The following is a 24,902-nucleotide window of genomic DNA, read 5'->3' on the forward strand; positions in this document are numbered from 1 at the left end:
ACTTTTGCACCTGATCCATAACTTTCTAGCTTTTACAAACACATTCCTCTTATAAAAATACAGTTCAACCGAACGAGCAAAACCACAACTATTAAAAGAGACAAAAAAATAGAGCACAAAAAAAATCCCCATCTAAATTAGATGGGGATTTTATATGTGTAAAAAAGTAGAAACTACTCTTTTCCTTCCATTTTTTTCTTCAAGTCAGCAAGACCAGAGATATCTCCAAATGTAGCTTTGTCAGCAGATTCTGCTTTCTTAGCCGCAGCTTTGATATTCTTAACCTCTTCTTCTCTAAAGATAGCCGTATGAGAAGCAACAATTCTTCTGTATTCTTTGTTGAATTCTAATACTTTAAAGTCAGCAGCATCCCCTTTTCCAAGTTTGCTTCCATCTTCTTTCTCTAAATGACGACCTGGTACGAAAGCCTCAACTCCATCAGCAAAAGTTACAATTGCTCCTTTGTCAGTTTTTTCTTTGATACTACCTGCATGTACTGAATCGATGCTATAAGTAGCTTCGTGTCCATCCCATGGGTTGTCTTGAGTTTGTTTATGACCTAAGTTTAACTTACGGTTTTCAACATCTAATTCTAAAACTTGAACGTCTAACACATCTCCAACATTTACAAAGTCAGATGGGTGCTTGATTTTCTTAGTCCATGATAAATCAGAAATATAAACCAATCCGTCAATTCCTTCTTCTAGCTCAACGAAAACACCAAAGTTTGTGTAATTTCTTACAGTTCCTTTATGCGCAGAACCTACAGGATATTTCTTTGTAATATCTGTCCATGGATCTGGATGTAATTGTTTGATACCTAAAGACATTTTTCTGTCTTCTCTATCTAAAGTCAATACAACTGCCTCTACTTCATCTCCAACTTTCACAAAGTCTTGAGCTGAACGTAAATGAGTTGACCAAGACATTTCAGAAACGTGGATCAATCCTTCTACTCCTTGGTTTACTTCAATAAACGCACCGTAATCAGCAAGTACTACTACTTTACCTTTTACTTTATCACCAACTTTCAATTCAGCATCTAAAGCTTCCCATGGGTGAGCGTTTAATTGTTTCAATCCTAATTGAATTCTTGTTTTTTGATCATCAAAATCCAAGATTACAACATTTAATTTTTGATCTAATTCAACTACCTCAGATGGGTGATTGATTCTTGACCAAGATAAATCAGTAATATGTACCAAACCATCTACTCCTCCTAAATCGATAAATACACCGTAAGAAGTAATGTTTTTAACAATACCTTCAAGAACTTGTCCTTTTTCTAACTTACCAATAATCTCTCTTTTTTGGATTTCGATATCCGCCTCAATAAGAGCTTTATGAGAAACTACAACGTTTTTAAATTCGTGGTTGATTTTCACAACTTTGAATTCCATTGTTTTATCTACATACTGATCGTAATCTCTAATTGGCTTTACGTCAATTTGAGAACCTGGTAAGAATGCTTCGATTCCGAAAACATCAACAATCATACCTCCTCTAGTTCTACACTTAACGAAACCGTTAACTACTTCACCAGTTTCCTGAGCGTTGATTACTCTATCCCAAGCTTTGATTACTCTCGCTTTTTTGTGAGACAATACTAATTGACCAGAAACGTCTTCTCTTTTATCAACCAATACTTCAACAACATCACCAACAGCTAAGTTAGGGTTGTAACGGAATTCGTTTAAAGAGATTACACCTTCAGATTTTGAATTGATATCGATGATAGCATCACGCTCAGTAATTCTAGTTACTGTTCCTTCGATAACATCCAACTCATTTACGAAACCTACAGTTCCTTCTAAAGCTGAATCAAATTCTTTCAATTTAGCTTCATCTACTGCTTCAATACCTTCTTCGTATTTATGCCAATCGAAATCTGCTAAAAATTGTTCTGGATTTACAGTTTCAACTGCAGGTACTTCCTGAGCTTCCACTTCGTTTTTTAATTCTTCAGACATGTTGTCTTTACTATTTGTATCTTATTGTTAACCAGATTATTTAAACGAAATCAACCCTAAGAGATTGTTAGTTATAAAATATATATTTCCTTTTCTTAAATCTGTACTCGTAAAAAGGAGTGCAAATTTACATCTAATTATCTAATTTACCAACAATTAAAACCGAGAATATATTTATTTCTAAAATTTTCTTTTATCTCAAAACGGACAAGTTCTATATTTTCTTAAATTTTTAAGTACCAACAGATTAGCTCATCAAACCAAACAACCACAAATATTCTTCAATTTTTAGCCAATCCTTTTAACAGGATGTTAACAGCGCTACCATAATGGTATCCTTATTTTTGTTCTGTGTCTAAACCTAATTAGTATGACTAAATATTTACTTTATACGTTTCTTGTTGTTTTAGGGATGAGCTGTAAAAACCAGTCTCACTCTGAAAAAGACGCTATTTATTTCGGTGGTCAGGTCATCAATCCAAACAGCAACTTTATAACCTTAAAAAAAGGTGAATCAGTTATAGACACACTCTTCTTAAACGAAGAAAATCACTTTCTAAAAAAATACAACCATCTAGAAGAAGGCTTGTATACGTTTTATCATGGTAGTGAATTGCAGTATGTTTTTTTAGAAAAATCTGACAGTATCATGATTAATTTAAATACTTTAGACTTTGATCAATCTTTAGTTTTTTCAGGTCATGGTTCTGATAAAAACGAATACTTGGTCAATCTTTTTTTAGAAAACGAAAAAGATGATTATTCATTTAGAACACATTACAATCTTTCTCCTATTGAATTTAAAGACAAGGTTACCTTATTAAAAGAATTGCGCGATGTACAACTAGAAGAATTCTTAATCGAGCATCCTGAAATTTCTGATGACTTTATCAACCTAGCTAGAGCAACCATAAAATATCCACTATTTAAAAAGATGGAATACTATCCTTTGGCTCACAAAAAAATAACACATGCCGATTCATTTCCAAAACTGAGTGAACAGTTCTATGACTATCGCGAGCACACAAATATTAACGACAGTACCTTAATTGGCTATTATGCTTATACAGGTTATATTATCAATTATTTATACAATCAGTCGTTTTGTAATTTAAAAGCAAAAAAAGATTCTAGCTGTTCCGTTCGAATTTGCTTTTTTAAATCAGTGGACAAAAATATTCATCTTAAAAACTTTAAAAACCAATTGTTGATGGGGAACATTTTGCACAATCTTATTCAAGACAACAACGATGATCTAGAAGTTTTAAATCTATTCTTAAAAATTTCTACAGATAAAAAAGACATTAAAAATATTGAGAAATTAATTTCAGATAAAGAAACTCTCAAAAAAGATCAAATTTTAGAAGATTTTGAAATCATTACAAAGGAAGGCGTAAAAACCAGTATTTACAAAGTTTCAAACAAAAAGAAAACCATACTTTATTATTGGTCTGATCATTTTGTAAAGCCTGAATATTTAACCAACAGAATTCAATACTTATCAAAAAAGCATCCGAACATTGCTTTTATTGGAATCAACACAGATTTACAAAACAAGAATTCTGCACAAGGATTAGAACCTTATTATTTAACCCAAACTAGTGAGGGTCACAAATACAATACCAGTGGTTTTCCAAGAACCATACTTTTATCTGAAAATGGAATTGTTGCAAATAGTTATACAAATATTACAGACAACAAGTTCTCGAAACATCTAGAGGCTTTTCAAAATAACTAGGTCTTTATTAGATTAATGCAACTATTAGGCGTACCTTTGCCAACTTTTAACACTGACTGGCAAGATAGCGATATTATTTTGTAAGTCAATAACTTATATATAATGTCGACATTCAAAGAACTAGGATTAAATGATGAAATCCTAAAAGCACTAACCGATTTAGGATATGAAACTCCTTCGGAAATTCAAGAAAAAGCAGTTCCTCAAGTAATTGCATCTACACAAGATTTAAAAGCCTTTGCACAAACAGGAACAGGAAAAACGGCTGCATTTAGTTTGCCAATTTTACAAAATCTTGACGCCAGCAGTAAAGCAACACAAGCAATCATACTTTCTCCTACAAGAGAATTAGCGGTTCAAATTGGAAAAAACATCCAAGATTTCTCTAAATACATGAAAGGAGTAAATGTACTTACCGTTTATGGTGGTGCAAATATCCAAGACCAAATTAGAGGATTAAACAAAGGTGTACAAATTGTTGTTGGTACTCCTGGACGTACTGTTGATTTAATTAAAAGAAGAGCACTTAAACTTGACAACGTAAAATGGTTGATCTTAGATGAAGCAGATGAAATGCTGAACATGGGATTTAAAGATGAACTGGATCAAGTATTAGAAGTAACTCCGGATAGCAAACAAACATTATTGTTCTCGGCAACATTCCCAAGAGAAGTGGAATCAATTGCTAAGAACTACATGAATAATCCGGTAGAAATTACTGCTGGAACTAAAAACACAGGTTCTGATAATGTTGAAAACCAATACTATTTAGTTACCGAAAGAAACAGATATCCTGCATTAAGAAGAGTTTGTGATTCAAATCCTGATGTATACGGAATTGTATTCTGTAGAACCAAAAGAGAAACAGCTCAAGTAGCTGAAAACTTAATTGAAGACGGTTACAATGCCGATGCTTTGCACGGAGATTTATCTCAAGCACAACGTGATGGTGTTATGCAAAAGTTTAGAAATAAAAGTTTACAGATATTAGTAGCAACAGATGTTGCCGCTCGTGGGTTAGATGTAAACAACCTAACACATGTAATCAACTATAAATTACCAGATCAAACAGAAGCATACACACATAGAAGTGGTAGAACTGGTAGAGCTGGAAACAAAGGTATTTCTATTGCTTTAGTTACCAACAAAGAAATGGGTAAATTAAGACCTATTGAAAGAAAGCTAAAAAAGAAATTTGAAAAAATGATGGTACCTACAGGTGAAGAAATCTGTAAAAGCCAATTGTTTAGCTTAATAAATAACGTAAAAGAAACGGAAGTAAACGAAGAGCAAATCGGAACTTACTTAGTAGATATTTACGCTAGTTTAGAAGGACTTAATCGTGAAGAATTAGTTCAAAAATTTGTCTCTGTTGAATTCAATAAATTCTTAAAGCATTACGCAAATTCAAGAGATTTGAATGATTCTGAAAGAGAAACTAGAAGCGACGATAGAGGAAGATCTAGAGATGATGAAAACATGACGCGTTTCTTTATCAACTTAGGTAGAAAAGACGAATTGAATCCAGGGAAATTAATTGGATTGATCAACGAGCAAAAAATAACTGACAATGTAGAAATAGGTCAAATAGAAATATTAGATACTTTTTCTTTCTTTGAATTGGATAAAAACTTTACAGAAGAAACTATTGGTGCCTTTGTAGACACTACTTTTAATGGTAGAAATGTAAATGTTGAAATTACAGAAAAGAAAAAACGTTCTGGTTCAGGTGGCGGCGGAAGAAGACGTGGCGGTGAAGAACGCAACAGAGGAAGAGGAAGACGTTTTGAAGCAAAAGGTGGAAGATCTGATAGACCAGAAAGAAGCAGAAGAGAAGGTGGTAGCGATAGACCTGAGAGAAGAAGCGGAGACCGTCCCGAAAGAAGAAGTTCTGACAGACCGGAAAGAAGAAGCAGCGATCGTCCTGACAGAAGTGACCGCAGTAGTTCTAGCGAAAGAAGAAGTTCTGACAGACCTGATAGAAGTGCAGGATTTGGAAGACGCAGAAGCTAAACACAATACATAGTATATTAAGAAAGCAGGAAATTTATTTTTCCTGCTTTTTTTATGTTCAGACCAAACAACAAGCTTACTTTTTAACATGATTTTTTGGTTTAAAAAAGTATCTTTGCAGCATGAGTAGAAAAAAGAAAAATTACACCTTTGAAAATATAGAAGTTGTAGATGCTGGTGCCAGAGGAAAGTCAGTAGCAAAGGCTCCGGACGGCCGAGTTATTTTTTTAACAAATGCCATTCCTGGAGATATTGTAGATATTAGAACCGGAAGAAAGCGCAAAGCCTATTTTGAAGGTACCGCTACAAAATTCCACAAGTATTCGGATAAAAGAGCCGAACCCGCTTGTGTACATTTTGAACATTGTGGTGGTTGCAAATGGCAACATATGAAATATGAAGACCAACTTTTTTACAAAGAAAAAGAGGTGACCAATAACTTACAAAGAATTGGACATATTGAATTGCCAAAGGTCACTCCTATTTTAGGTTGTGAAGAGCAATATTTCTACAGAAATAAAATGGAATTTTCTTTTTCTAGCAACCGTTGGTTAACCTATGAAGAAATAAACTCTGAAGAGGAAGTAGACAGTAAAAATGCCTTAGGCTTTCACATTTCAGGAATGTGGGACAAAATTTTAGATGTTGAAAAATGCCATTTACAAGAAGATCCTTCGAATGATATTAGAAACAGCATCAAAGAATTTGCGATTGCAAATGCTATAGAATTTTTCGATCCAAGAGCACAAGATGGATTACTTAGAACATTAATGCTTCGTATTGTTTCAACAGGAGAAATCATGTTGGTGATCCAATTCTACAAAGAACATAAGGAAAAAAGAGAATTATTGCTAAATTTCGTTTTAGAAAAATTCCCGCAAATCACTTCGCTTCAATACATTATCAACGGAAAAGCAAACGATACTATCTACGATCAAAAAATAGAATTATTTGCAGGTCGTGATCACATATTTGAAGAAATGGAAGGTTTGCGTTTTAAAATAAATGCCAAATCTTTTTACCAAACCAATTCTAAACAAGCCTACGAATTGTACAAAGTGACTCGTAACCTTGCCGGACTAACTGGTGAAGAATTAGTTTACGATTTGTATACAGGAACAGGAACCATTGCTCAATTTGTTGCTAAAAAAGCAAAAAAAGTTATTGGTGTTGAGTCGGTACCAGAAGCTATTGAAGATGCCAAAAGAAATGCAGAATTCAATGCAATTGACAATGTAGAATTCTATGTTGGTGATATGAAAGATGTATTTACTTCTGAATTTATTGACAAACACGGAAAACCAGATGTTATTATTACCGATCCTCCAAGAGACGGAATGCACAAAAAGGTTGTTGAACAAATCTTAAAAATTGCACCAAAAAGAGTGGTCTATGTAAGTTGTAATTCTGCCACTCAAGCTAGAGATTTAAGCTTGATGAAAGAACAATACAAAGTCGCCAATACACAAGCGGTAGATATGTTTCCACAAACGCATCATGTTGAAAACGTGGTACTTTTAGAACTGATTTAAAAAATCATTTATTCTGTATGAAAAAATATGTATTTGCTTTATTCGTTGCACTTGTCGGTATTTATTCCTGTGAAATTGATGATTTTTGTAGTCTAGAAACGACGCCTCGATTGATTATTAGTTTTTATGATGTTGAGGATCCAACAGAATACAAAGAAGTGCCACTATATGCTTGGGCCAATGAAATGGATTCTATTTACAATGCCGTAATTGTTGATTCTATTTACATCCCCTTAGACCCTAGTGCAAATTCGATTACCTATAAATTATCTCATACAAAAGAAGTTGATCAAATAGATTTCACCTACGAAGTAGATGATGTTTTTGTTTCAGAATCTTGTGGATTTAAATCTACTTTTAAAAATTTAAAAATTGTATCCAATACCAACGTATGGATACAACGAATTGATATCAGCAACGCCATAATTGAAAACGAAACACAAGCACATGTTAAAATATATCATTAGTCTTTGTTTGGTGTTTTCTTTTATCACGGCCAGTGCTCAAAAAGAAAAAAAAGCAAGCGTACAAGATTCAATTGTTTACAAAAAGAAATACGGATTGCGTGTTGGTGCCGACCTTAGCAAATTGATCATTGGTGCAAGAGATGCTAATTTTAGCGGCCTTGAATTGGTGGCTGATTACCGCCTAAGAAAAGATTTTTATTTGGCAGGTGAAATTGGATTTATTGAAAAAACGTCTGAAGAAGACAATTACAATTTTACCACTAAAGGTTCTTATATAAATCTAGGAATCAACATCAACACCTTTAAGAATTGGTTGGAAATGGACAATGAAATTTACTATGGAGCACGTTATGGCTTTAGTACTTTTTCGCAAACCTTAAACAGCTATACGGTCTTTCAACAAGGAACAGATACAGGCGATTTAAGTACAGCGTATTTTAAGCCAAAAACTATTGAAGCCAATGAAAAATTTGACAGTCTATCTGCACATTGGATTTCTTTTGTTTTAGGAATGAAAGTCGAGACCTTTAAAAACTTATATTTAGGAGCTAGCATCAATTTTTCCAAATTATTAGGAGCAAGCGAACCGAATAATTTTAAAAACTTATACATTCCTGGTTTTAACAAAGTCTACGCAACAAATTCTAGCGTAAGTTTTAACTATACAATCAGCTATAGAATCCCTCTGTATAAAAAATAATACAGCTTTTTTAAAACTGTTTTTTTCAATAACTTGAACTCCTTTAACTAGCAAAAGAATGAACAAGATACCCAACGTAAATTTAGCCGACTTTATTTCCAATGACCCGATTAAAAAACAACAATTTATCAGCAATATTGGGCAAGCCTTTGAAGAAATAGGTTTTGTTGCTTTGAGTGGTCATTTTTTACAACCGCAACTTATAGATTCGCTTTATACTGAAATTAAAAACTTTTTTGATTTACCTGAAGACCTAAAGAAAGCCTATGAAATTGAAGGTGGCGGCGGACAACGTGGTTATACCTCCTTCGGAAAAGAAAGCGCTAAAGGCAAAAAAGAAGGTGATTTAAAAGAATTCTGGCATTTTGGCCAGTATGTTACTGACAATGAGGAATTGGAAAAATTTTATCCTGAAAATGTTCAAGTAAAAGAAGTTCCTAATTTTAACGCCGTTGGAAAAGAAACTTTTCAACAGTTAGAAAAAACGGCTTCTTATATTTTACGTGCTTTGGCTTTATACATTGGAATAGATGAATTTTATTTCGATCAGTACATTCATAATGGAAATAGTATTTTAAGACCCATTCACTACCCTCCTATTGTTGACAAACCAAAAGGTGCAGAACGTGCCGCTGCGCATGGTGATATTAATTTAATTACTTTGTTAATGGGCGCACAAGGAAAAGGCTTGCAGGTCAAAAACCATAACGGCGATTGGATTGATGCCGTTGCGCAACCAGATGAATTGATGATCAATGTTGGTGATATGCTTTCTCGTTTGACCAACAATAAATTAAAATCGACCATACATAGAGTAACAAATCCTCCACAGGAATTATGGGGGACTTCTCGTTATTCTGTACCATTTTTTATGCACCCTGTAGCCAACATGAAATTAAATTGTTTAGAAGAATGTATTAGCGAAACTTCTCCTAAAGCTTATGAAGATATTACTGCAGGCGCATTTTTAACCGAAAGATTGATTGAATTAGGATTGATAAAAAATGGATAAAAACGTAATTAGAATATTTATACTCGGATTCATTTGGGTAATCGCAGGAATTGTGATGAGTGTTTCCAAAGAAAATTCTGGAAACGGAAGTCTATTATTGGCCATCGGACTTTCCATTGAATCTGTAGCACTTATGTTATTCTTCTGGAAAAAAATTAACAAGAAATAATCCTTCGACAAGCTCGAGATACTAACTAATAAAATATCATGTCAAAAAAGAAACTTTCTAACTTATCAGATTTAGGTGGATTTGTATTTTCTACCAATGATAATTTTGAATACGACCAAAACGAATCAGAAGCAACTCCAGCAAACAAGCAACAAAATTTAGAAGCTTTATTTTCTAACAAAGGAAGAGGCGGAAAGACAGTAACCGTAATCAAAGGTTTTGTAGGCACTGATGCCGATTTAAAAGCTTTAGGAAAAACCTTAAAAACTAAATGTGGTGTGGGTGGTAGCGTTAAAGATGGTGAAATTATTATCCAAGGAAAATTCCGTGATAAAATCATGGAAATTTTAAAAAAAGACGGTTACAATGTAAAACGTGTTGGCGGTTGATTTATTTTTAATCAACCTTTTACCGATTTTTTTTACCAATTAATTTTAGTCAGTCCTTTAGATGCTAAATAAGCATTGGTTTCACTGAAGCATTTATTGCCAAACCAATAGCCCCTATTCGCACTTAACGGCGATGGATGTCCAGATTCTAAAACACAATGTTTAGTTCTGTCTATTTTTTTTCCTTTCTTTTTGGCAAAGCCTCCCCAAAGTAAAAACACCAAATCTTCTCGTTCTTCAGATAGTTTTTTAATCACAGCATCGGTAAAGCTTTCCCAGCCTTGCTTTTGATGAGATCCGGCTGTATGCGCCCTAACCGTTAACGTAGCATTCAATAAAAGAACCCCTTGTTCTGCCCAATGCGATAAATCTCCAGAAACAGGTATTTCCTTTTCTAGATCAGTTTGTAATTCTTTAAAAATATTCACTAGCGAAGGAGGGTGTTTCATCCCTTCTGCTACAGAAAAACACAAACCATTTGCCTGATTTACATCATGGTAAGGATCTTGACCAATAAGTACCACTTTTACCTTTTCAAAATCACATGCTAAAAACGCATGAAAAATTTCTTCTTTTTTAGGAAAACATACTTCCGTTTCATATTCCTTGTCTACAAAAGAAATCAATTCTTTGAAATACGGTTTTTCAAATTCTTCTGCCAATTGTAACTGCCAACTATTTGCTATATTGATATCCATGGTATTTGTCCTCTTAAACGGTTTATATTTTGGCTGCAAAGTTATACGACTATAAAATTGAATCGTTTAACTAGCTAGTCCCGTAATAGTTTACAAATTAAACAGTTCTACAATTAATCAGTAAAACAATTACACAATTAAACATCTTATGATTACTTTTGCCAAATTCTCTGTATTCACACTTGTAATGAATAATTTTCGGGAAGTAAAAATAGACAATTAAATGGGTTTTATTTCAAAAAAAACATTAGACGATTTAGAGTTTCATACAATATTAAAAAGTGTTGAGGAACATTGTATTTCAGATCTTGGAAGAGCGGCTGTGCAAACCATTAGCCCTATTGCTAACAAACCAGATTTACTTATTGAACTACAGCAAGTAAAAGAATACAATGCCTCGTTTATTAGTGAAAATAGAATTCCTAATCATCATTTTGAAGATCTTTCAAAAGAAATAAGTCTACTGAAAATTGAAAATAGTACATTGGTGGCTGAATCATTTTTAAAGATTGCAACCAATTCTGAAACGGTTAATGAGTTATTGCTATTTCTTAAAAAGTTCAAAGAATATTTTCCAACACTTTATGATGTTTCTAAAGAAATTGAATTTACAAAATCGGCGATTCTTTCCATACAGAAAATTATTACACCTTATGGCGAAGTTACCGACAATGCTTCTACCTATTTAAAAGATATTCGTAGAGAAATAAACAATGTCCGCTCAAAAATAAGTTCTAGCTTTACAAGAGAAATGAGCCGTTACGACAGTGCTGGTTATTTGGATGACATTCGTGAATCTGTTGTCGATAACCAACGAGTTTTAGCCGTACTTGCCATGCACCGAAAAAAGGTAAAAGGAAGTTTGTTGGGAAGCTCTAAAACGGGTAGTATTGTTTTTATTGCTCCACAGGCCACTTTGCAATTGCACAGAGAATTGCAAAATTTACACCAAGACGAAAAACAAGAAATAAATAGACTTTTAAAAGTTTTAACAGAAGAAATCAGACCCTTTTTTCCTTTGTTTGCTAGTTATCAAAAATATTTAATCCAATTAGACCTTGTAGGAGCTAAAGCCAAATATGGGCTTTCATTGAACGCCTTGCTGCCTGCTTTTTCTAATGTAAAAAAAGTGTATTTTAAGGAAGCCTACCATCCTATTTTGTTAGAAAAAAATAAAGCAGCCAACTTAAAAATTATTCCGCAAACATTAGAACTCAATGAAAAGCAACAAATTATTGTTATTTCGGGTCCTAATGCAGGTGGAAAAAGTATTACGTTAAAAACAATCGGACTGCTGCAAGTCATGCTACAAAGCGGTATGTTAATTCCTGTAGATGAACGTAGCGAAACCTATTTCTTTGACAACATACTTACCGATATTGGCGACAATCAGTCTATAGAAAATCAGTTGAGTACTTATAGTTATCGATTAAAAAATATGCGTGGTTTCTTAAAACGTTGTAACAAACATTCGCTGTTTTTAATTGATGAATTTGGAACCGGTAGTGATCCGGAATTAGGAGGTGCCTTGGCAGAAATTTTCTTAGAAGAGTTTTACGAGAAAAAAGCCTTTGGGGTTATTACTACGCACTACTCTAACTTAAAAGTTTTGGCGAACGAATTAGAAAATGTAAGCAATGCCAACATGCAGTTTGACGAAAAAACCTTAGAGCCTTTGTTCAAACTACACATCGGGCAGGCAGGTAGTTCATTTACGTTTGAAGTTGCACAGAAAAACGGGATTCCTTTTAGTCTAATTAACCGAGCCAAGAAAAAAGTAGAAGGCGAAAAAATCCGTTTGGATAAAACCATTTCGAAACTTCAAAAGGAAAGAAATCAATTGCAACGAAATTCTCAAGCCTTAGAAAACGAGCAACAGAAAGCCAAAGCTCAAACTGAAAATCTTTCAGAAAAAGAAGAAAAAATAAAAGACAAACTTAACAGTTTTCAGGAGTTATATGACAAGAACCAAAAGATGCTTTCTTTTGGAAGAAAATCAAATGAATTGCTGTATAAATATTTTCAAACCAATAATAAAAAAGAATTATTGGCTGAATTCAACAAATGGGTGCTGATTGAAAAAACAAAACACTTAAAACTAAACCCACCCGTTAAGAAAAACAAAGTCCAAAAGAAAAAAGAAAAAGAGGTTATAAAAGAAAAAACAATTCAATTAGAAAAAATTGAAAAAGAAATTTTAACTCAAGTTGTTGAAGTTCGAAAAGAGAAAATTATTGAGGCTAAAAAAATAGCCAAAGAAAAAGCTTCTTATGTTTTTAAAGTCAATGACAAAGTGAGGTTAATAGATGGAAAAGCCTGCGGTATTATCGACAAAATAGAAAAGAATAAAGTCACAATTGATTATGGAATGTTTACCACGAAAGCAACTTTAGATAAAATTGAACTTGTGGTAGCTGCCAAGCGAAAAAAGTAAGCATCAACGCTTACTTCTTTATAAATGCCGTAAAATACTGAAACAATTCGGAGTTGGATTTCACCTCCAATTTTTGTTTTAAATTTTTAAGGTGAACACGTACGGTGTGAATAGAAACGAAAAGTTGATCCGCAATTTCTTGGTGTTTTACACCTTTGCCTAACAAGGATAAAACTTCTATTTCCCTTTTACTCAAAGAAGCATATTTATCAACATGACTTTTCATAAATTCATTCTCTTCCAAAATGGTTTTAAATGACTTTATGGTATGTACAATTTCTGAAGTTGGACTTCGGACTTCCAAAATGGCTTTTCCGTTATCTCCTAAACCTTTAAAGATGATTTCTGTTTTTTCATTTTCAATAGTGTCTGTTGAAAAAGAATTGTCCAACCAATCCTCTGCTTCCTTTTCAGTAGCAAAATGTTTTGGTTTAAACACACTTGGTGAAGGTTCATCAAAAACGCCCATTACCTCCATGTGCGACAGTATATCTTGTCCAACCACAAAAGCTATTGGATGATAGCCATCTTCATCAGAAACCACATAACCTGCTTCATAACGAGGTTTTAAAATATTTTCTTCAACCCAAAGCTTTGTTGCATCATCAATATTAAATTTAAAATTTTGCTGTAGCCAAATAATTTGAATTGGATTCACTTCTTCTAAAGCACTTCGGTAAGCTAATAACTCCTTTTTAAAAGACTCCACACTGTCTGGAGGTGTGCGCCAAGAGTTTATAAATCTGTTGTTCTTTTTTTCAAACTTAACATTTAAATAGGGGCCACTATAAATCTTCATCTCGCTCTTTTTTACATACACGTTTACAAATCCCGTATGGCGAGAAAGATAGCTTAAAAAATCTTTTTTTGAAAGTTTTTATTTTTAGGATTTCCTACTAGCGCTTCTTTTTTTTGAATTTAGATGTAAAAATTTGCCATTCTGATTAAGGATTTTCATAGCCTTCAAAAAAACAAGCCTAAATTCAAGCTGCCTTTATCTAAATAATAGCAATGAGAAAACCTAACAGGTTTGATCAAGTTATTCTTACAAAACAGGTATGTTGTTTATGAGCAAATAAAAATAACTGTGTAAAAAAACCTAACAGGTCTTGCAGACCTGTTAGGTGTAAACAATTTGTACTCTAAAAAAATCTCATTAATATTAAAAGTCCAGTAAGCTTTGGTCAAATCATTCTTACAAAACAAATATGCTGGTTATATGCAAATAAAAATAATTGTGTAAAAAACCTAACAGGTCTTGTAGACCTGTTAGGTTTAAATGATTTGTACTCTTAATAAAAAATCCCACCAGTCATAAAAACTTGTAAGGCTTGAAATATTCTTAATACCAGCGCTTCTTTTTCTTTTTTGAAGCTTCCGACTTACGTCCTTTTTTATGTTTACTACCTTGTTTTTTATGAACTTCAGGTTTTGCCTTCGGATCTAAAGGATAAGGATGATCTTCCTCTACCGTAATATGTGTGTTGATCAACTTTTGAATAGTTGCCAAATAAGCTTTTTCATCAGGAGAACAAAAAGAATAAGCAATTCCTAACTCACCTGCTCTACCCGTACGCCCAATTCTATGTACATAAGTTTCTGGAACATTCGGCAAATCAAAATTCACCACAGAATCTAAATCTTTGATATCAATCCCTCTTGCGGCAACATCTGTTGCAACAAGTACATTAATTTCTCCTTTTTTAAACTTCGCCATTGCTAATTGACGCTCCGACTGAGGTTTATCTCCGTGAATACTATCTACCTTAAAACCATTCTTTTTCAACGTTTTTTCTAGTTTAGCAACACCAAATTTGGTTCTTCTAAAAATGATAATATTTCCTTTAATGGTATTTCGCATTAAATGCAAACACAATTCCATCTTCTGAGGCTTCGGCACGTAAAACAAAACTTGTCCTACATTTTTAGCTACAGATGACGTTGGAGAAACTTCTATAAACTGAGGATCTTTTAAAATAGATCCCGCTAAATCTTTTACTTTATGAGGCATGGTTGCTGAAAACAACAAGGTTTGCTTGTCTGCTGGACAAAGACGTTCTATTTTCTTAACATCATCAATAAATCCCATATCCAACATCAAATCAGCTTCATCTAAAACCAATGTCTCTACAAAATCTAAATTCACAATTTCCTGTTTGTGTAAATCTAAAAGTCTACCAGGTGTTGCTATTAATACATCTACACCCTTTGCCAATAAGTCTTTTTGAGGCTCTATGGAAGTCCCACCAAACACAACCATACTTCTTAAGTTGGTGTAAACGGCATACTTCTTAAAATTCTCTTCTATTTGTATGGCTAACTCTCTTGTAGGACTTACAATAAGTGCTCTTGTTTTTTTTCCACTTTTCGCAGCATCTTGCTTGTCAAAAAGCATTTGTAAAATGGGCAACGCAAAAGCTGCTGTTTTACCAGTACCTGTTTGTGCAGAAACAATTACATCTTCTTTATCTAAAACTCTAGGAATGGTTTTTTCTTGTACCAAAGTAGGATTGTCGTATCCTGCTTCAGCAACAGCTCTAAGAATGGGTTTATTTAACTGTAAGTCTTTGAAATTCATTTGTTTTTGGTATCAGGCATCAAGTAATTAAAACTTGCTTATTTTTATTCTTCTTCGTAAGCTTTCATTTCCGCATCATAAAATACAGAAGCTGCTTCGATATATTCTGCTACTAATAATGATAATTCTTCTTCATCACTACCAATCAAATCGTCCCACATTTCTATTTCATCATCTTTTAAATTGATAATAAATCGAGGGAATTCAGTGTGAATCACAAAAATATCATCTTCGTTTGCTTGGGTATTATCCCCTAATAAAAATTTAGGAAGTTCCATAGAATATAAGTTTAATCGTTAAAGTTTAGTGGCGCTTTCCAAAGTTTTATCTTTCTGTGCGCTAATAAAATAATTTGTTAATTTCTGGAAGCGAAGATACAACATAATCGCCGAAAATGTTAAAGAAACCAACATCCCAATCCAAATGCCCAAAGCACCAAGTTCCGTTTTCACACCTAAAAAATAACTGATTGGAAGACCGATGACCCAAAAGGCAACAAACGTAATCACCATCGGTTTTTTAACGTCTTGCAAACCTCGTAAAGCGCCTAGTAAAACGACTTGAATCCCATCTGAAATTTGAAACAAACCGGCAACAATTAATAAAGTAGCAGCAATTTTTATTACCTCAATATCTTGAATATACAGCATTGGCAGTGCATCTTTTAAAAGAATAAATCCAATAGCCAAAACGATATCAATCAATAACATTAAAAATAAAACTGAAAGCGCGATTCTTTTTAAATCGACAAAACTCTTCAGTCCTTTTTGATTTCCAACACGAATGGTAGCCGTAACGCCTAAGCCCACTGCAATCATATAAGTCATGGTCGCTAAATTCAAACTAATTTGATTGGCTGCTTGCGCTTCTGTTCCAATCATTCCTGCCAAAATAATTCCACCAGCAAACATTCCTACTTCAAAAAACATTTGCAAAGCACTAGGATAGCCTACATGAAAAACCTTTAAAAGGAAACGTTTTTTAATATTTGAAAATCGAATGCGTTCAACAAAAACTGAAAACACATCTTTTGTATGTACAATATACATAATGAAGGCCAGCATTAAAACTCGAGAAATTAAAGTCCCCAAACCCGCTCCTATCAATTCCATTCTTGGAAAACCAAATTTCCCGGTAATCAGCAAATAATTAATTCCTACATTAATGATATTGGCAACAATTGCTGCACGCATCGGAAATTTTGTTTGCGACATTCCATCAGAAAACTGCTTGTAGGCTTGAAACAACAACATTGGAATCATAGAATAAATAACAATGTCAAAATAAGGAGAAGCATATGCAACCACCTCTTCGGGTTGTCCCATTTTATACAACAAGGGTTTCATTAAAAACAAAACACCACATAGGACTAATGATAAAACCAGAGACATTAAGATTCCATGTTGAAAATAACTTTTCCCACGAGCAATATTATTTGACGTATGTGCTTCAGCAATTAACGGCGTAATAGCAAAGGTAAAACCGATTCCTACACTAAAAGCAATAAAAGCCAAGCTGTTAGCCAAAGATACTGCCGCTAACGGAGCAGGCCCCAATTCACCCACCATAATACTATCTGCAAACCCAACAAGCACATGTCCTAGCTGACCTAACATAATAGGATAAGCCAATTGCATATTTTTTTTAAACTCGGAAGTATACTGTTCTATATTCAATTTTACGTAAGATAAATGAGTTTGCTAAGTTACAGTATTTACCTATCAGTAAATTTAAGAAATTGCTAAGTCCGTACGATTTACATATTCGTAATAGAAATCAAATTTCTTTCCGTCTTTAAAAATATCAAATCATAATTCCAAAATTAATTTCAACAAACCCTCTATTTATAGCAATTATAATTAGTAACCTTTTGTTTACAGCTTAACATGAAATTAAAGTTTTCATCAAACAAAGAACATTTTAAGATAACACAACTAGAAAACTGACCGAATACATTTGCATCGAAAATGTAAACTATTTAATTTTTAAGAATACAATTATGAGAATTTTAAAATTATCTTTATTAAAAACTGTTTTACTTGGATTGGTAGCAGTAACTGCGGTAAGTTGTACAGAAGATGCAATTAACGGTTTGGACGGAAAAGATGGACTTGATGGTAAAGATGGAGAAGATTTTACACCACCTACTACTGAGACTGTTTTTGAAAACAAATCAAACTTAGCGCCATTGGTATCTTTGCATGCAGACTTTTCAAACGTAAATGCTTACGCTTTGATCAGTTCTTCAGATGTTTTGTCGAATGGATTTCAATTGTTAGGAGCACAAGATGGTGCTGGTTTGTTAAAAGACCCTAATAGCAATGGTTACATTTATATTTCTAATGCTGAAGACGATTATTCTGTATCTCGTACTTATTTTGATGAATACATGAATCCTTTAAAAGGAGAATGGTTGTTAAACGGTGAAGTTGCAGATAGAGCACGTCAATGTTCAGCGACTATGTGGGAAGCCGATATTCATGGAGGAACGAAAGATATTTTCTTATCTGCTTCTGAAAGTATTGCTTACGATGTAAAAGGAATTGATCCTTATATGGCTCCTAACCCTACTGCCGATTTTGGTTTGGACGCATTAGGAGAATTCTCTTGGGAAAATGCAGTGCCTTTACCTAAAGATGCTTTTTCTGGAAAAACAGTAATTATTGGAGGAGATGATGATTCAAGTGGATCTGAAGGACAAGTAGTATTGTACTACTCTGAAAATGGAGACCAAGATTTGGAAAACGGTAAAATCTATGTATTAAGATTAAAGCAATATTCTGAAGCAGGAACTACTACCGCTGTAACTGCAGGACAAATTTACAACGAAGGACAATTAGACTTTCAAAAAACATATGATGTTGAGTTTGTAGAAATTGTTAACGGAAAAGACATGACAAAATCTGAAATGGAAGATGCTTGTGTTGCTGTACAAGCTTCAGCATTTATGAGAGTTGAAGATGTAGACTACCAAAAAGGTGCTGACGAAAATGGAAGAAATGTATATTTTGCTGTAACAGGACGTGGACCAGGAAAAGGTACTTACAACGACTGGGGAACTGTATACAAATTAGCTTTAGATGCTGCATCACCATTAACAGGAAAATTAACACAAGTAATTAGTGGAAATACAGACAGTAATAACCAAGATGGAAATGTAGCTTTATTGCAAAGTCCAGACAACATTTGTGTTACAGAAAACTTTATCTACACACAAGAAGACCCTAACTCTTTTTCTAGAGGACATGCAGCTTATATTTACCAATCAGACTTAAGTGGTAACGACACCAAAGTAGTTTTAGAATTGGTTATTGAGCAAAACTTAGCTGAAAACGGAACAACAGGATTGAGCGGTGAGTTTGGAGCTTTGACGGATGTTTCAGACAAATTAGGAGAACCAGACACTTTCTTATTGAACTTACAACCTCACTACTGGAAAAATAATGCTTTTGTAAAAGGAAATGCTTTCCCACACAACCAAGGAGGACAAGTAGTTTTATTACAAGGTTTGCCTAGATAGTTTTATCTAAAATAAAAATTTAAAAGCCTTCACTTTTGTGAAGGCTTTTTCCTATTAAAAATAAACAATAATGAACCTAAACATCAACGTAAAATTTATTGCAATCTGTATCGCAATTTTTACCGTTTCCTGTAAAAACAAGAATGCTGAAGTACCAAGCTCTCAAAAAGTAAATTTCGAGTTAGTTCAAAAATTTTACACAAAAAGCATCACCAATTCAATTGTGTATATCGATTCTTTAGCTATGTACGATAGCCAAAGCTCAATGGCTAAAAATTTATTTAAGAAAGTAAGAACCGAATTTAAAAAGGCGGAACCTTATGTTTCTTATTTAAATCCTGAGGTAGGACATAGAGCTAACGGACCTGCGTTGCCAAATTTCACTGATGACACACACAGGGTATTGGCGCCTATCGGACTTCAAAAAATAGAGGAATCTATTTACGAAGGTGGTGTTGCTAAAGAAGTTTATCAGGAAGAAATTAGATTGACCAGAGGGCTTTTACATGTGTTGAAAAAAAATGTTCAACAAAGAAAACTCAATCCACAACGTTTTTTTATTGCAATACACCAACAATTATTAAGAATCGTAAGTTTTGGAATTACAGGTTTTGACACCCCTATCAGTCATTTAGGAATTGAAGAAACGAGTACTTCTTTAAAATCTTTGCAGTTTGTGTATGAAAATAGTCTACAATCTTTAGTCAACGACAAAAATTTAGACAAAGTATTTCTGATGAATATTGCCAAAGCAGTTGACTTCATCAAAGAAAATAATGATTTTGATACTTTTGATCGCTATACTTTTATCAAAGACTATATAAATCCTATTACTCGTAATTGGGTGGCTATTCGGAAACAAAGTGCTATTTGGAAACCTGTAGACACAACTCCTTTTAATTTTGAGGCAGCTACTTTTTTTGAAGACAATTCCTTTAACATTAAGTATTTTACACAGCCTTCAGAAAGAAACCCTAGCGCAGAAAAAATAGCTTTGGGTAAAAAATTGTTTTTTGAAAAAAAATTATCTTCAAACAATACCGTTTCTTGTGCTTCTTGTCACAATCCCGACAAAGCCTTTACCGATGGTTACAAAACGAGCATAGACAACCAAGGAAATAATTCCTTAAGAAATGCCCCAACACTTGTGAATGTAGCCTTTCAAAAAAGTTTCTTTTTAGATGGACGTTCAGAAACCTTGAATGATCAAATAGGTTTGGTTTTTAAAAATAAACAAGAATTTAATACCGAGGTACACCAATTCTCTGACAAAATTTTAAAAGACACGAGTTATACCAAAATGTTCGTAGATGTTTTTGGAAAAGTCCCAACTAGAAATACAGCGGTCATCAAAGCCATTTCTTCTTACATTTCTACTTTAAACGGTTTTAGTTCTAAGTTTGATAAAAACATTCGTGGAGATGAAAACACCTATACAGCTTCGGAAAAAAATGGCGTCAATTTATTTATGGGAAAAGCATTGTGCGCTACCTGTCATTTTATGCCGCTAACCAATGGAACGGTTCCTCCATTTTATAAAGAATCAGAAAGAGAAGTGATAGGTGTACCTAAAACAGCCGAAAACAAGCAATTAGATACAGATAATGGATTTTATTGGTTGTACGAAGAAGACATTCATAAAGGCATGTTTAAAACACCAACCATAAGAAATATCAGTTTAACTGCACCTTATATGCACAATGGAGTTTACAATACTTTAGAAGAAGTGCTCGATTTTTACAACCAAGGAGGCGGTGCTGGCTTAGGTTTTGATGTTCCTCACCAAACCTTGCCTTTTGACAATTTAAAATTAAGCGATCAAGAAATAAAAGACTTGATTGCATTTATGAATTCTTTAAGCGATTCATAAGAAAAACGGCACTTACTTTCCTTTATAAAAAACAGAACAAACTAGCTAATTTTCGTTTGCTTCTGTTTTTTTATGAAAGCTAATCACAGGCAACATAAGGAAAAATCCCCCTAAAACTAGATTCTTACTAGACATTCCTAAATTAAAAATCACAACATAAATTTATTTTACAGAATCATATCATCTTACTATTTAAACATTTCCTCTAGAGAAATAATTTCACAAACAAAGGCAATAAAATAACTTAGTACAAAACTAAAACGCAACCAAAACTAAATTTAGCCTTATGAAAACTAAACTACAAATACTTTGTTTTGTCCTAATTACATCTTTTACATTCAGTTGTAATTCAGAAACTGACCCAATTGTAGAAGAACAAGAAGAAATAGATGGCGGTACCGATAATGAAACTGATGGGGAAACAGACGATGGAACCGATGGTGAAACTGATGGTGGTACTGATGAAAGCAGTCCTGCTATATGCCGTGATATAATTCAGCCTACTCCTACGCTTATTGACAACAATGCGACACCCGTAGACAATAAATGCGCTGTTTTTTTAGAAGTAAACGGAATCCTTATTTTTGAAGCGGAAAACACCAAATCTGATTTTGGGAATTGGATTTACGAAACCTCAATTCCCGGTTACAGGGGAACAGGTTACCTTAGGTATGTAGGTCCATTTAGTGGAAGCTCTCCATTGACCTATACTTTTAAAATTCAGAATGCAGGAATCTATAGATTTATGATCAGAAGTTCCAAGCCAGAAGGGGTTGCTAGTGATGCTAACAACGATTGTTTTATTAAAATGGAAGGGGATTTTGTTGCTGGAACCATGGATCCTTGTTTAAAAAATTATGAGCGTAATTCCACCAAAACACCGCCACTCAAACAAAATACCAAATTTTTTGGCACAGGAGGTTTGGGTGAATTTAAAAATGCAGCCGGTCAATTAGACTTACACAGTGTAAAACCTTGGGCTACTTATGAATTTAAAGCAGGAGAAACTTATACCTTAACCATTACAGGTAGGTCTTCACAATTTAGTATGGACAGAATACTAATTACTGATTTAAATAAATACGACTATAGCAAATACAATACGTATGCAAAAAATGCTGTTCAAAGTCCTTGTTTAGCAGAGTAACAATAGGACAGAAAACAAAAAAGGCTACTTATAAATAAGTAGCCTTTTTTGTTTCTAAGAACGAATTCTTAATAAGAAACTCTATCTGTAATTTTAAGTCCGTACCCCGTCATTCCAACACGCTTTTTAATCACATCAGAATTTGAAATTAGTTTCAAATTGTAAATATCTAAGTCGTGTAAAATTTGCGCACCTATACCAAAATCTTTATCGTCCATATTTGAAGTAGACTTGGCTGTGTTAGCACTTGGTGATTTTAAATTTTGCAAACGTTGCTTTAAATTAAAAGATTGTTTTTCTTGATTGATAAAAACAACAGCACCTTTTCCTTCTTCATTAATAAGGTTAAAAATTCTTTGCAACTTGTCGTCAATATTATTTTGTAGAGTTCCTAAAATATCATTTCCGAAAGAATTCGGTGTAACTTTTACCAAAGTACTTTCATCTTTTTTCCAATTACCTTTGGTCAAAGCGATATGAATTTGATCGTTTGTCGTTTGGTTGTAAGCTCTTAATCTAAATTCACCAAAACGAGTTTGTACGTCAAAATCTTCAATTTTCTGAATTAAAGAATCATGTTGCATTCTATAGGAAACCAAATCTTCAATAGATATTAATTTTAAATCGAATTTTTTGGCAACCGTTCTTAATTGTGGCAAACGAGCCATGGTTCCATCTTCGTTTAAAATTTCAACAAGAATACCCGATGGGTTTAAACCCGCCAAACGTGCTAAATCTACTGCAGCTTCCGTATGTCCTGTTCTTCTTAATACGCCTCCTTTTTTAGCTTTCAAAGGAAAAATATGCCCTGGTCTTCCTAAATCAATTGGACGTGTATTTTTTTCTGTCAAGGCAAAAATTGTTTTCGACCTATCATGAGCTGAAATTCCAGTAGTACAGCCATTTCCAATTAAATCTACAGAAACTGTAAATTGAGTATTGTGCAATACGGTATTGTCATTCACCATCATGTTTAATCCTAACTCTTCACAACGTTCCTCAATTAAAGGAGCGCAAATCAAACCACGACCATGAGTAGCCATAAAGTTGATCATTTCCGGAGTTACTTTTTCTGCAGCAGCAATAAAATCACCTTCATTCTCTCTATCTTCATCATCTACCACAATTACCACTTTTCCTGCCCTAATATCGGCAATAGCTTCTTGAATTGTGTTCAACTTCATTTCTTCTGTTTGTGTTGCTTTATCTGTCATCACCTAATCGGTTGTTTTTGTTTTTTTAAAACGTTGTATTATATTTTTTATTGGCATAGAAATTTTGTCAAAATTAACCAATCCTATTCCTTTTGTCGCTCTTTTTGTTAGAAAAAATGCAAAAGGTGTCAAGATCATTGTCGCAAACCAACCTCCCATTGTGGATGAAATGGAACTTTCTTCAGCTATATTTCTTCCTAAAGAATTTACAAAAAAGTAAACTACAAAAATTAAAATGGCCAACACCATTGGAAGTCCGAACCCACCTTTCCTTATTAAGGAACCTAATGGTGCACCAATAAAGAACAAAAGCAAACATGATAGAGAAAAGGCCAAACGATAATGAAATTCATAATCGTATAAATTCAATCTTTTTCTATTGGTTTTATAACTTTCTTTAAATACTTTGATAGAACGTAATGGTTTTTTTATGTTGGTTAATGCGGCCTGTGTAACACTTACCTTTGTTTTTAAGTCGAAATTATCCAACAGTTCTTTTGAAATATTTTGAGCTTTGGTACTATCTGGCTTTTGGTAAAGTTCCTTTCCATTATTTCGAATAAAAAAAGATCTTGCTTTTGACTTAATATACAAGTCATAACTCATTTTTAAGGTATCCGATTGATATGCCAGCTGATTCACATTTAGCATCGAATAATGGGTTTTGTATTTTTCTAAATCCAATTCATTTCCATTGAAAGAAGAAATGTCGATATTTACATTGTAGGTGTCAAATTTAGCCGCAGAGCCGGGTAATTTTTCTTTGTCCTTTAGTTTTTTTCGTTCTTCCGTATGATCTTGATAATAATAACCATCTGTTAAATGCAAGGTCATGTATTTACTTCCCTCTTGGGTTGTAATTTCTCCTTTTTTGGCAGTAATACAAATGTCATTATTCTTACCGCCATGCAAATCATAAATTTTCACATTTTTTAGTAAGTTTTCTTCAGGACCATATTTCTTTTCAAAATAAATACTATACCCAGGAATTTCTGTATTAAAACTTCCTTCAATAAGTGCCAAAGCAGGTTTCGTTTTTTTCATATTGAACAATAAATTTCTTTGCTTTAAAGAAGCGTAAGGATAAATATTATTCAAAAACAAAAAATTTATAGCACTAATAATTAAGGTTAAGAACACCAAAGGGCGGATAAATCGTTTTAAAGAAATTCCAGCTGACTTCACTGCGGCCATTTCATATTTTTCAGACAAGTTACCAAGTGCCATGATAGAAGACAATAGCACACCAATAGGAAGAGCAGTTGGAGTTACTTGCAACGAAGTATAGCCTAAAAATTTAAAAATATAAAAGATATCTATATCCTTACCCGCAATATCGTCAAATGCAAACCATAAAAATTGCATGACCAATACAAACATTACAATAAAGAACGTTGCAAAAAAGGGAACTAAAAAACTCTTAAGGATGTATTTATCTAGAATTCTCAATT

At 33.5% G+C, this 24,902-nt stretch carries 20 protein-coding genes; 12 read left to right on the forward strand and 8 right to left on the reverse strand.

Going from position 1 to position 24,902, the window contains the following annotated elements; all coding sequences use genetic code 11:
• Positions 1–173 precede the first annotated feature (173 nt).
• Complete coding sequence (gene rpsA, locus FGM02_RS16560; protein WP_139959615.1) at positions 174–1,970, reverse strand: 30S ribosomal protein S1; 1,797 nt, start codon at positions 1,968–1,970, stop codon at positions 174–176.
• Between the two features lie 370 nt (positions 1,971–2,340).
• Here rpsA and FGM02_RS16565 point away from each other — a divergent pair, with 370 nt between their 5' ends.
• The 8 genes from FGM02_RS16565 (at position 2,341) to FGM02_RS16595 (ending at position 9,990) form a co-directional block, all read left to right on the forward strand.
• Positions 2,341–3,708, forward strand: coding sequence for a TlpA family protein disulfide reductase (locus tag FGM02_RS16565; RefSeq protein ID WP_139959616.1), 1,368 nt, complete (start codon positions 2,341–2,343; stop codon positions 3,706–3,708).
• 102 nt (positions 3,709–3,810) lie between these two features.
• On the forward strand, positions 3,811–5,721 hold the full coding sequence (locus FGM02_RS16570; RefSeq protein WP_139959617.1) for a DEAD/DEAH box helicase: 1,911 nt from the start codon (positions 3,811–3,813) through the stop codon (positions 5,719–5,721).
• A 122-nt stretch (positions 5,722–5,843) separates the two neighbouring features.
• Positions 5,844–7,253, forward strand: a complete 1,410-nt coding sequence (rlmD, locus tag FGM02_RS16575) for a 23S rRNA (uracil(1939)-C(5))-methyltransferase RlmD (RefSeq protein WP_139959618.1) — start codon at positions 5,844–5,846, stop codon at positions 7,251–7,253.
• Positions 7,254–7,270: 17 nt separating this feature from the next.
• Positions 7,271–7,720, forward strand: coding sequence for a DUF6452 family protein (locus tag FGM02_RS16580; RefSeq protein WP_139959619.1), 450 nt, complete (start codon positions 7,271–7,273; stop codon positions 7,718–7,720).
• On the forward strand, positions 7,701–8,420 hold the full coding sequence (locus tag FGM02_RS16585; RefSeq protein WP_139959620.1) for a DUF6048 family protein: 720 nt from the start codon (positions 7,701–7,703) through the stop codon (positions 8,418–8,420). The genes FGM02_RS16580 and FGM02_RS16585 overlap by 20 nt, the downstream gene beginning before the upstream one ends.
• Positions 8,421–8,478: 58 nt before the next feature.
• Positions 8,479–9,432 carry an isopenicillin N synthase family dioxygenase gene (locus FGM02_RS16590; protein WP_139959621.1) on the forward strand — a complete coding sequence of 318 codons (954 nt, stop codon included), beginning with the start codon at positions 8,479–8,481 and terminating at the stop codon, positions 9,430–9,432.
• Entirely contained in the window at positions 9,425–9,601 is a 177-nt protein-coding gene (locus tag FGM02_RS18130; protein WP_166461212.1) for a hypothetical protein, read from the forward strand. Before FGM02_RS16590 ends, FGM02_RS18130 begins: the two co-directional genes overlap by 8 nt.
• Before the next feature lie 38 nt (positions 9,602–9,639).
• The gene (locus FGM02_RS16595) at positions 9,640–9,990 is read left to right on the forward strand and encodes a translation initiation factor (RefSeq protein WP_139959622.1); all 351 of its coding nucleotides are present in this window, start codon (positions 9,640–9,642) and stop codon (positions 9,988–9,990) included.
• Positions 9,991–10,022: 32 nt separating this feature from the next.
• Here FGM02_RS16595 and FGM02_RS16600 read toward each other — a convergent pair whose 3' ends face one another.
• Positions 10,023–10,688 (reverse strand): uracil-DNA glycosylase, encoded by a 666-nt coding sequence (locus tag FGM02_RS16600; protein WP_139959623.1) that lies wholly within the window; start codon positions 10,686–10,688, stop codon positions 10,023–10,025.
• Positions 10,689–10,911: 223 nt separating this feature from the next.
• Between FGM02_RS16600 and FGM02_RS16605 the strand changes: the two genes are divergently transcribed.
• Complete coding sequence (locus tag FGM02_RS16605) at positions 10,912–13,122, forward strand: endonuclease MutS2 (protein ID WP_139959624.1); 2,211 nt, start codon at positions 10,912–10,914, stop codon at positions 13,120–13,122.
• Positions 13,123–13,132: 10 nt separating this feature from the next.
• Here FGM02_RS16605 and FGM02_RS16610 read toward each other — a convergent pair whose 3' ends face one another.
• The 4 genes from FGM02_RS16610 to FGM02_RS16625 form a co-directional block, all read right to left on the reverse strand.
• Positions 13,133–13,921, reverse strand: coding sequence for a helix-turn-helix domain-containing protein (locus FGM02_RS16610; RefSeq protein ID WP_139959625.1), 789 nt, complete (start codon positions 13,919–13,921; stop codon positions 13,133–13,135).
• A 543-nt stretch (positions 13,922–14,464) separates the two neighbouring features.
• Positions 14,465–15,700, reverse strand: a complete 1,236-nt coding sequence (locus tag FGM02_RS16615) for a DEAD/DEAH box helicase (protein ID WP_139959626.1) — start codon at positions 15,698–15,700, stop codon at positions 14,465–14,467.
• Positions 15,701–15,744: 44 nt separating this feature from the next.
• The gene (locus FGM02_RS16620; RefSeq protein WP_139959627.1) at positions 15,745–15,978 is read right to left on the reverse strand and encodes a hypothetical protein; all 234 of its coding nucleotides are present in this window, start codon (positions 15,976–15,978) and stop codon (positions 15,745–15,747) included.
• Positions 15,979–15,996: 18 nt separating this feature from the next.
• Entirely contained in the window at positions 15,997–17,376 is a 1,380-nt protein-coding gene (locus tag FGM02_RS16625) for an MATE family efflux transporter (protein WP_139959628.1), read from the reverse strand.
• Positions 17,377–17,699: 323 nt separating this feature from the next.
• Here FGM02_RS16625 and FGM02_RS16630 point away from each other — a divergent pair, with 323 nt between their 5' ends.
• From FGM02_RS16630 to FGM02_RS16640, 3 genes are all read left to right on the forward strand, one after another.
• The gene (locus tag FGM02_RS16630) at positions 17,700–19,220 is read left to right on the forward strand and encodes a PhoX family protein (protein ID WP_139959629.1); all 1,521 of its coding nucleotides are present in this window, start codon (positions 17,700–17,702) and stop codon (positions 19,218–19,220) included.
• Positions 19,221–19,290: 70 nt separating this feature from the next.
• Positions 19,291–21,090 (forward strand): cytochrome-c peroxidase, encoded by a 1,800-nt coding sequence (locus tag FGM02_RS16635; RefSeq protein WP_139959630.1) that lies wholly within the window; start codon positions 19,291–19,293, stop codon positions 21,088–21,090.
• Positions 21,091–21,376: 286 nt separating this feature from the next.
• On the forward strand, positions 21,377–22,237 hold the full coding sequence (locus FGM02_RS16640) for a carbohydrate-binding protein (RefSeq protein WP_139959631.1): 861 nt from the start codon (positions 21,377–21,379) through the stop codon (positions 22,235–22,237).
• 68 nt (positions 22,238–22,305) lie between these two features.
• On the opposite strand, the gene ribB is transcribed toward FGM02_RS16640, so the two are convergent.
• Both ribB and FGM02_RS16650 read right to left on the reverse strand, forming a co-directional pair.
• Positions 22,306–23,451 (reverse strand): 3,4-dihydroxy-2-butanone-4-phosphate synthase, encoded by a 1,146-nt coding sequence (ribB, locus tag FGM02_RS16645; protein WP_139959702.1) that lies wholly within the window; start codon positions 23,449–23,451, stop codon positions 22,306–22,308.
• 3 nt (positions 23,452–23,454) lie between these two features.
• Positions 23,455–24,900, reverse strand: coding sequence for an LptF/LptG family permease (locus tag FGM02_RS16650; protein ID WP_139959632.1), 1,446 nt, complete (start codon positions 24,898–24,900; stop codon positions 23,455–23,457).
• Positions 24,901–24,902: the final 2 nt, after the last annotated feature.

The organism is Flavicella sediminum (assembly GCF_006381105.1).
GTDB lineage: Bacteria > Bacteroidota > Bacteroidia > Flavobacteriales > Flavobacteriaceae > Flavicella > Flavicella sediminum.

Bases quoted from the DNA above. Each gene is read 5' to 3' on its own strand.
- rpsA (WP_139959615.1), bottom strand. From the start codon at position 1,970: ATGTCTGAAGAATTAAAAAACGAAGTGGAAGCTCAGGAAGTACCTGCA.
- FGM02_RS16565 (WP_139959616.1), top strand. From the start codon at position 2,341: ATGACTAAATATTTACTTTATACGTTTCTTGTTGTTTTAGGGATGAGC.
- FGM02_RS16570 (WP_139959617.1), top strand. From the start codon at position 3,811: ATGTCGACATTCAAAGAACTAGGATTAAATGATGAAATCCTAAAAGCA.
- rlmD (WP_139959618.1), top strand. From the start codon at position 5,844: ATGAGTAGAAAAAAGAAAAATTACACCTTTGAAAATATAGAAGTTGTA.
- FGM02_RS16580 (WP_139959619.1), top strand. From the start codon at position 7,271: ATGAAAAAATATGTATTTGCTTTATTCGTTGCACTTGTCGGTATTTAT.
- FGM02_RS16585 (WP_139959620.1), top strand. From the start codon at position 7,701: ATGTTAAAATATATCATTAGTCTTTGTTTGGTGTTTTCTTTTATCACG.
- FGM02_RS16590 (WP_139959621.1), top strand. From the start codon at position 8,479: ATGAACAAGATACCCAACGTAAATTTAGCCGACTTTATTTCCAATGAC.
- FGM02_RS18130 (WP_166461212.1), top strand. From the start codon at position 9,425: ATGGATAAAAACGTAATTAGAATATTTATACTCGGATTCATTTGGGTA.
- FGM02_RS16595 (WP_139959622.1), top strand. From the start codon at position 9,640: ATGTCAAAAAAGAAACTTTCTAACTTATCAGATTTAGGTGGATTTGTA.
- FGM02_RS16600 (WP_139959623.1), bottom strand. From the start codon at position 10,688: ATGGATATCAATATAGCAAATAGTTGGCAGTTACAATTGGCAGAAGAA.
- FGM02_RS16605 (WP_139959624.1), top strand. From the start codon at position 10,912: ATGGGTTTTATTTCAAAAAAAACATTAGACGATTTAGAGTTTCATACA.
- FGM02_RS16610 (WP_139959625.1), bottom strand. From the start codon at position 13,921: ATGAAGATTTATAGTGGCCCCTATTTAAATGTTAAGTTTGAAAAAAAG.
- FGM02_RS16615 (WP_139959626.1), bottom strand. From the start codon at position 15,700: ATGAATTTCAAAGACTTACAGTTAAATAAACCCATTCTTAGAGCTGTT.
- FGM02_RS16620 (WP_139959627.1), bottom strand. From the start codon at position 15,978: ATGGAACTTCCTAAATTTTTATTAGGGGATAATACCCAAGCAAACGAA.
- FGM02_RS16630 (WP_139959629.1), top strand. From the start codon at position 17,700: ATGAGAATTTTAAAATTATCTTTATTAAAAACTGTTTTACTTGGATTG.
- FGM02_RS16635 (WP_139959630.1), top strand. From the start codon at position 19,291: ATGAACCTAAACATCAACGTAAAATTTATTGCAATCTGTATCGCAATT.
- FGM02_RS16640 (WP_139959631.1), top strand. From the start codon at position 21,377: ATGAAAACTAAACTACAAATACTTTGTTTTGTCCTAATTACATCTTTT.
- ribB (WP_139959702.1), bottom strand. From the start codon at position 23,451: ATGACAGATAAAGCAACACAAACAGAAGAAATGAAGTTGAACACAATT.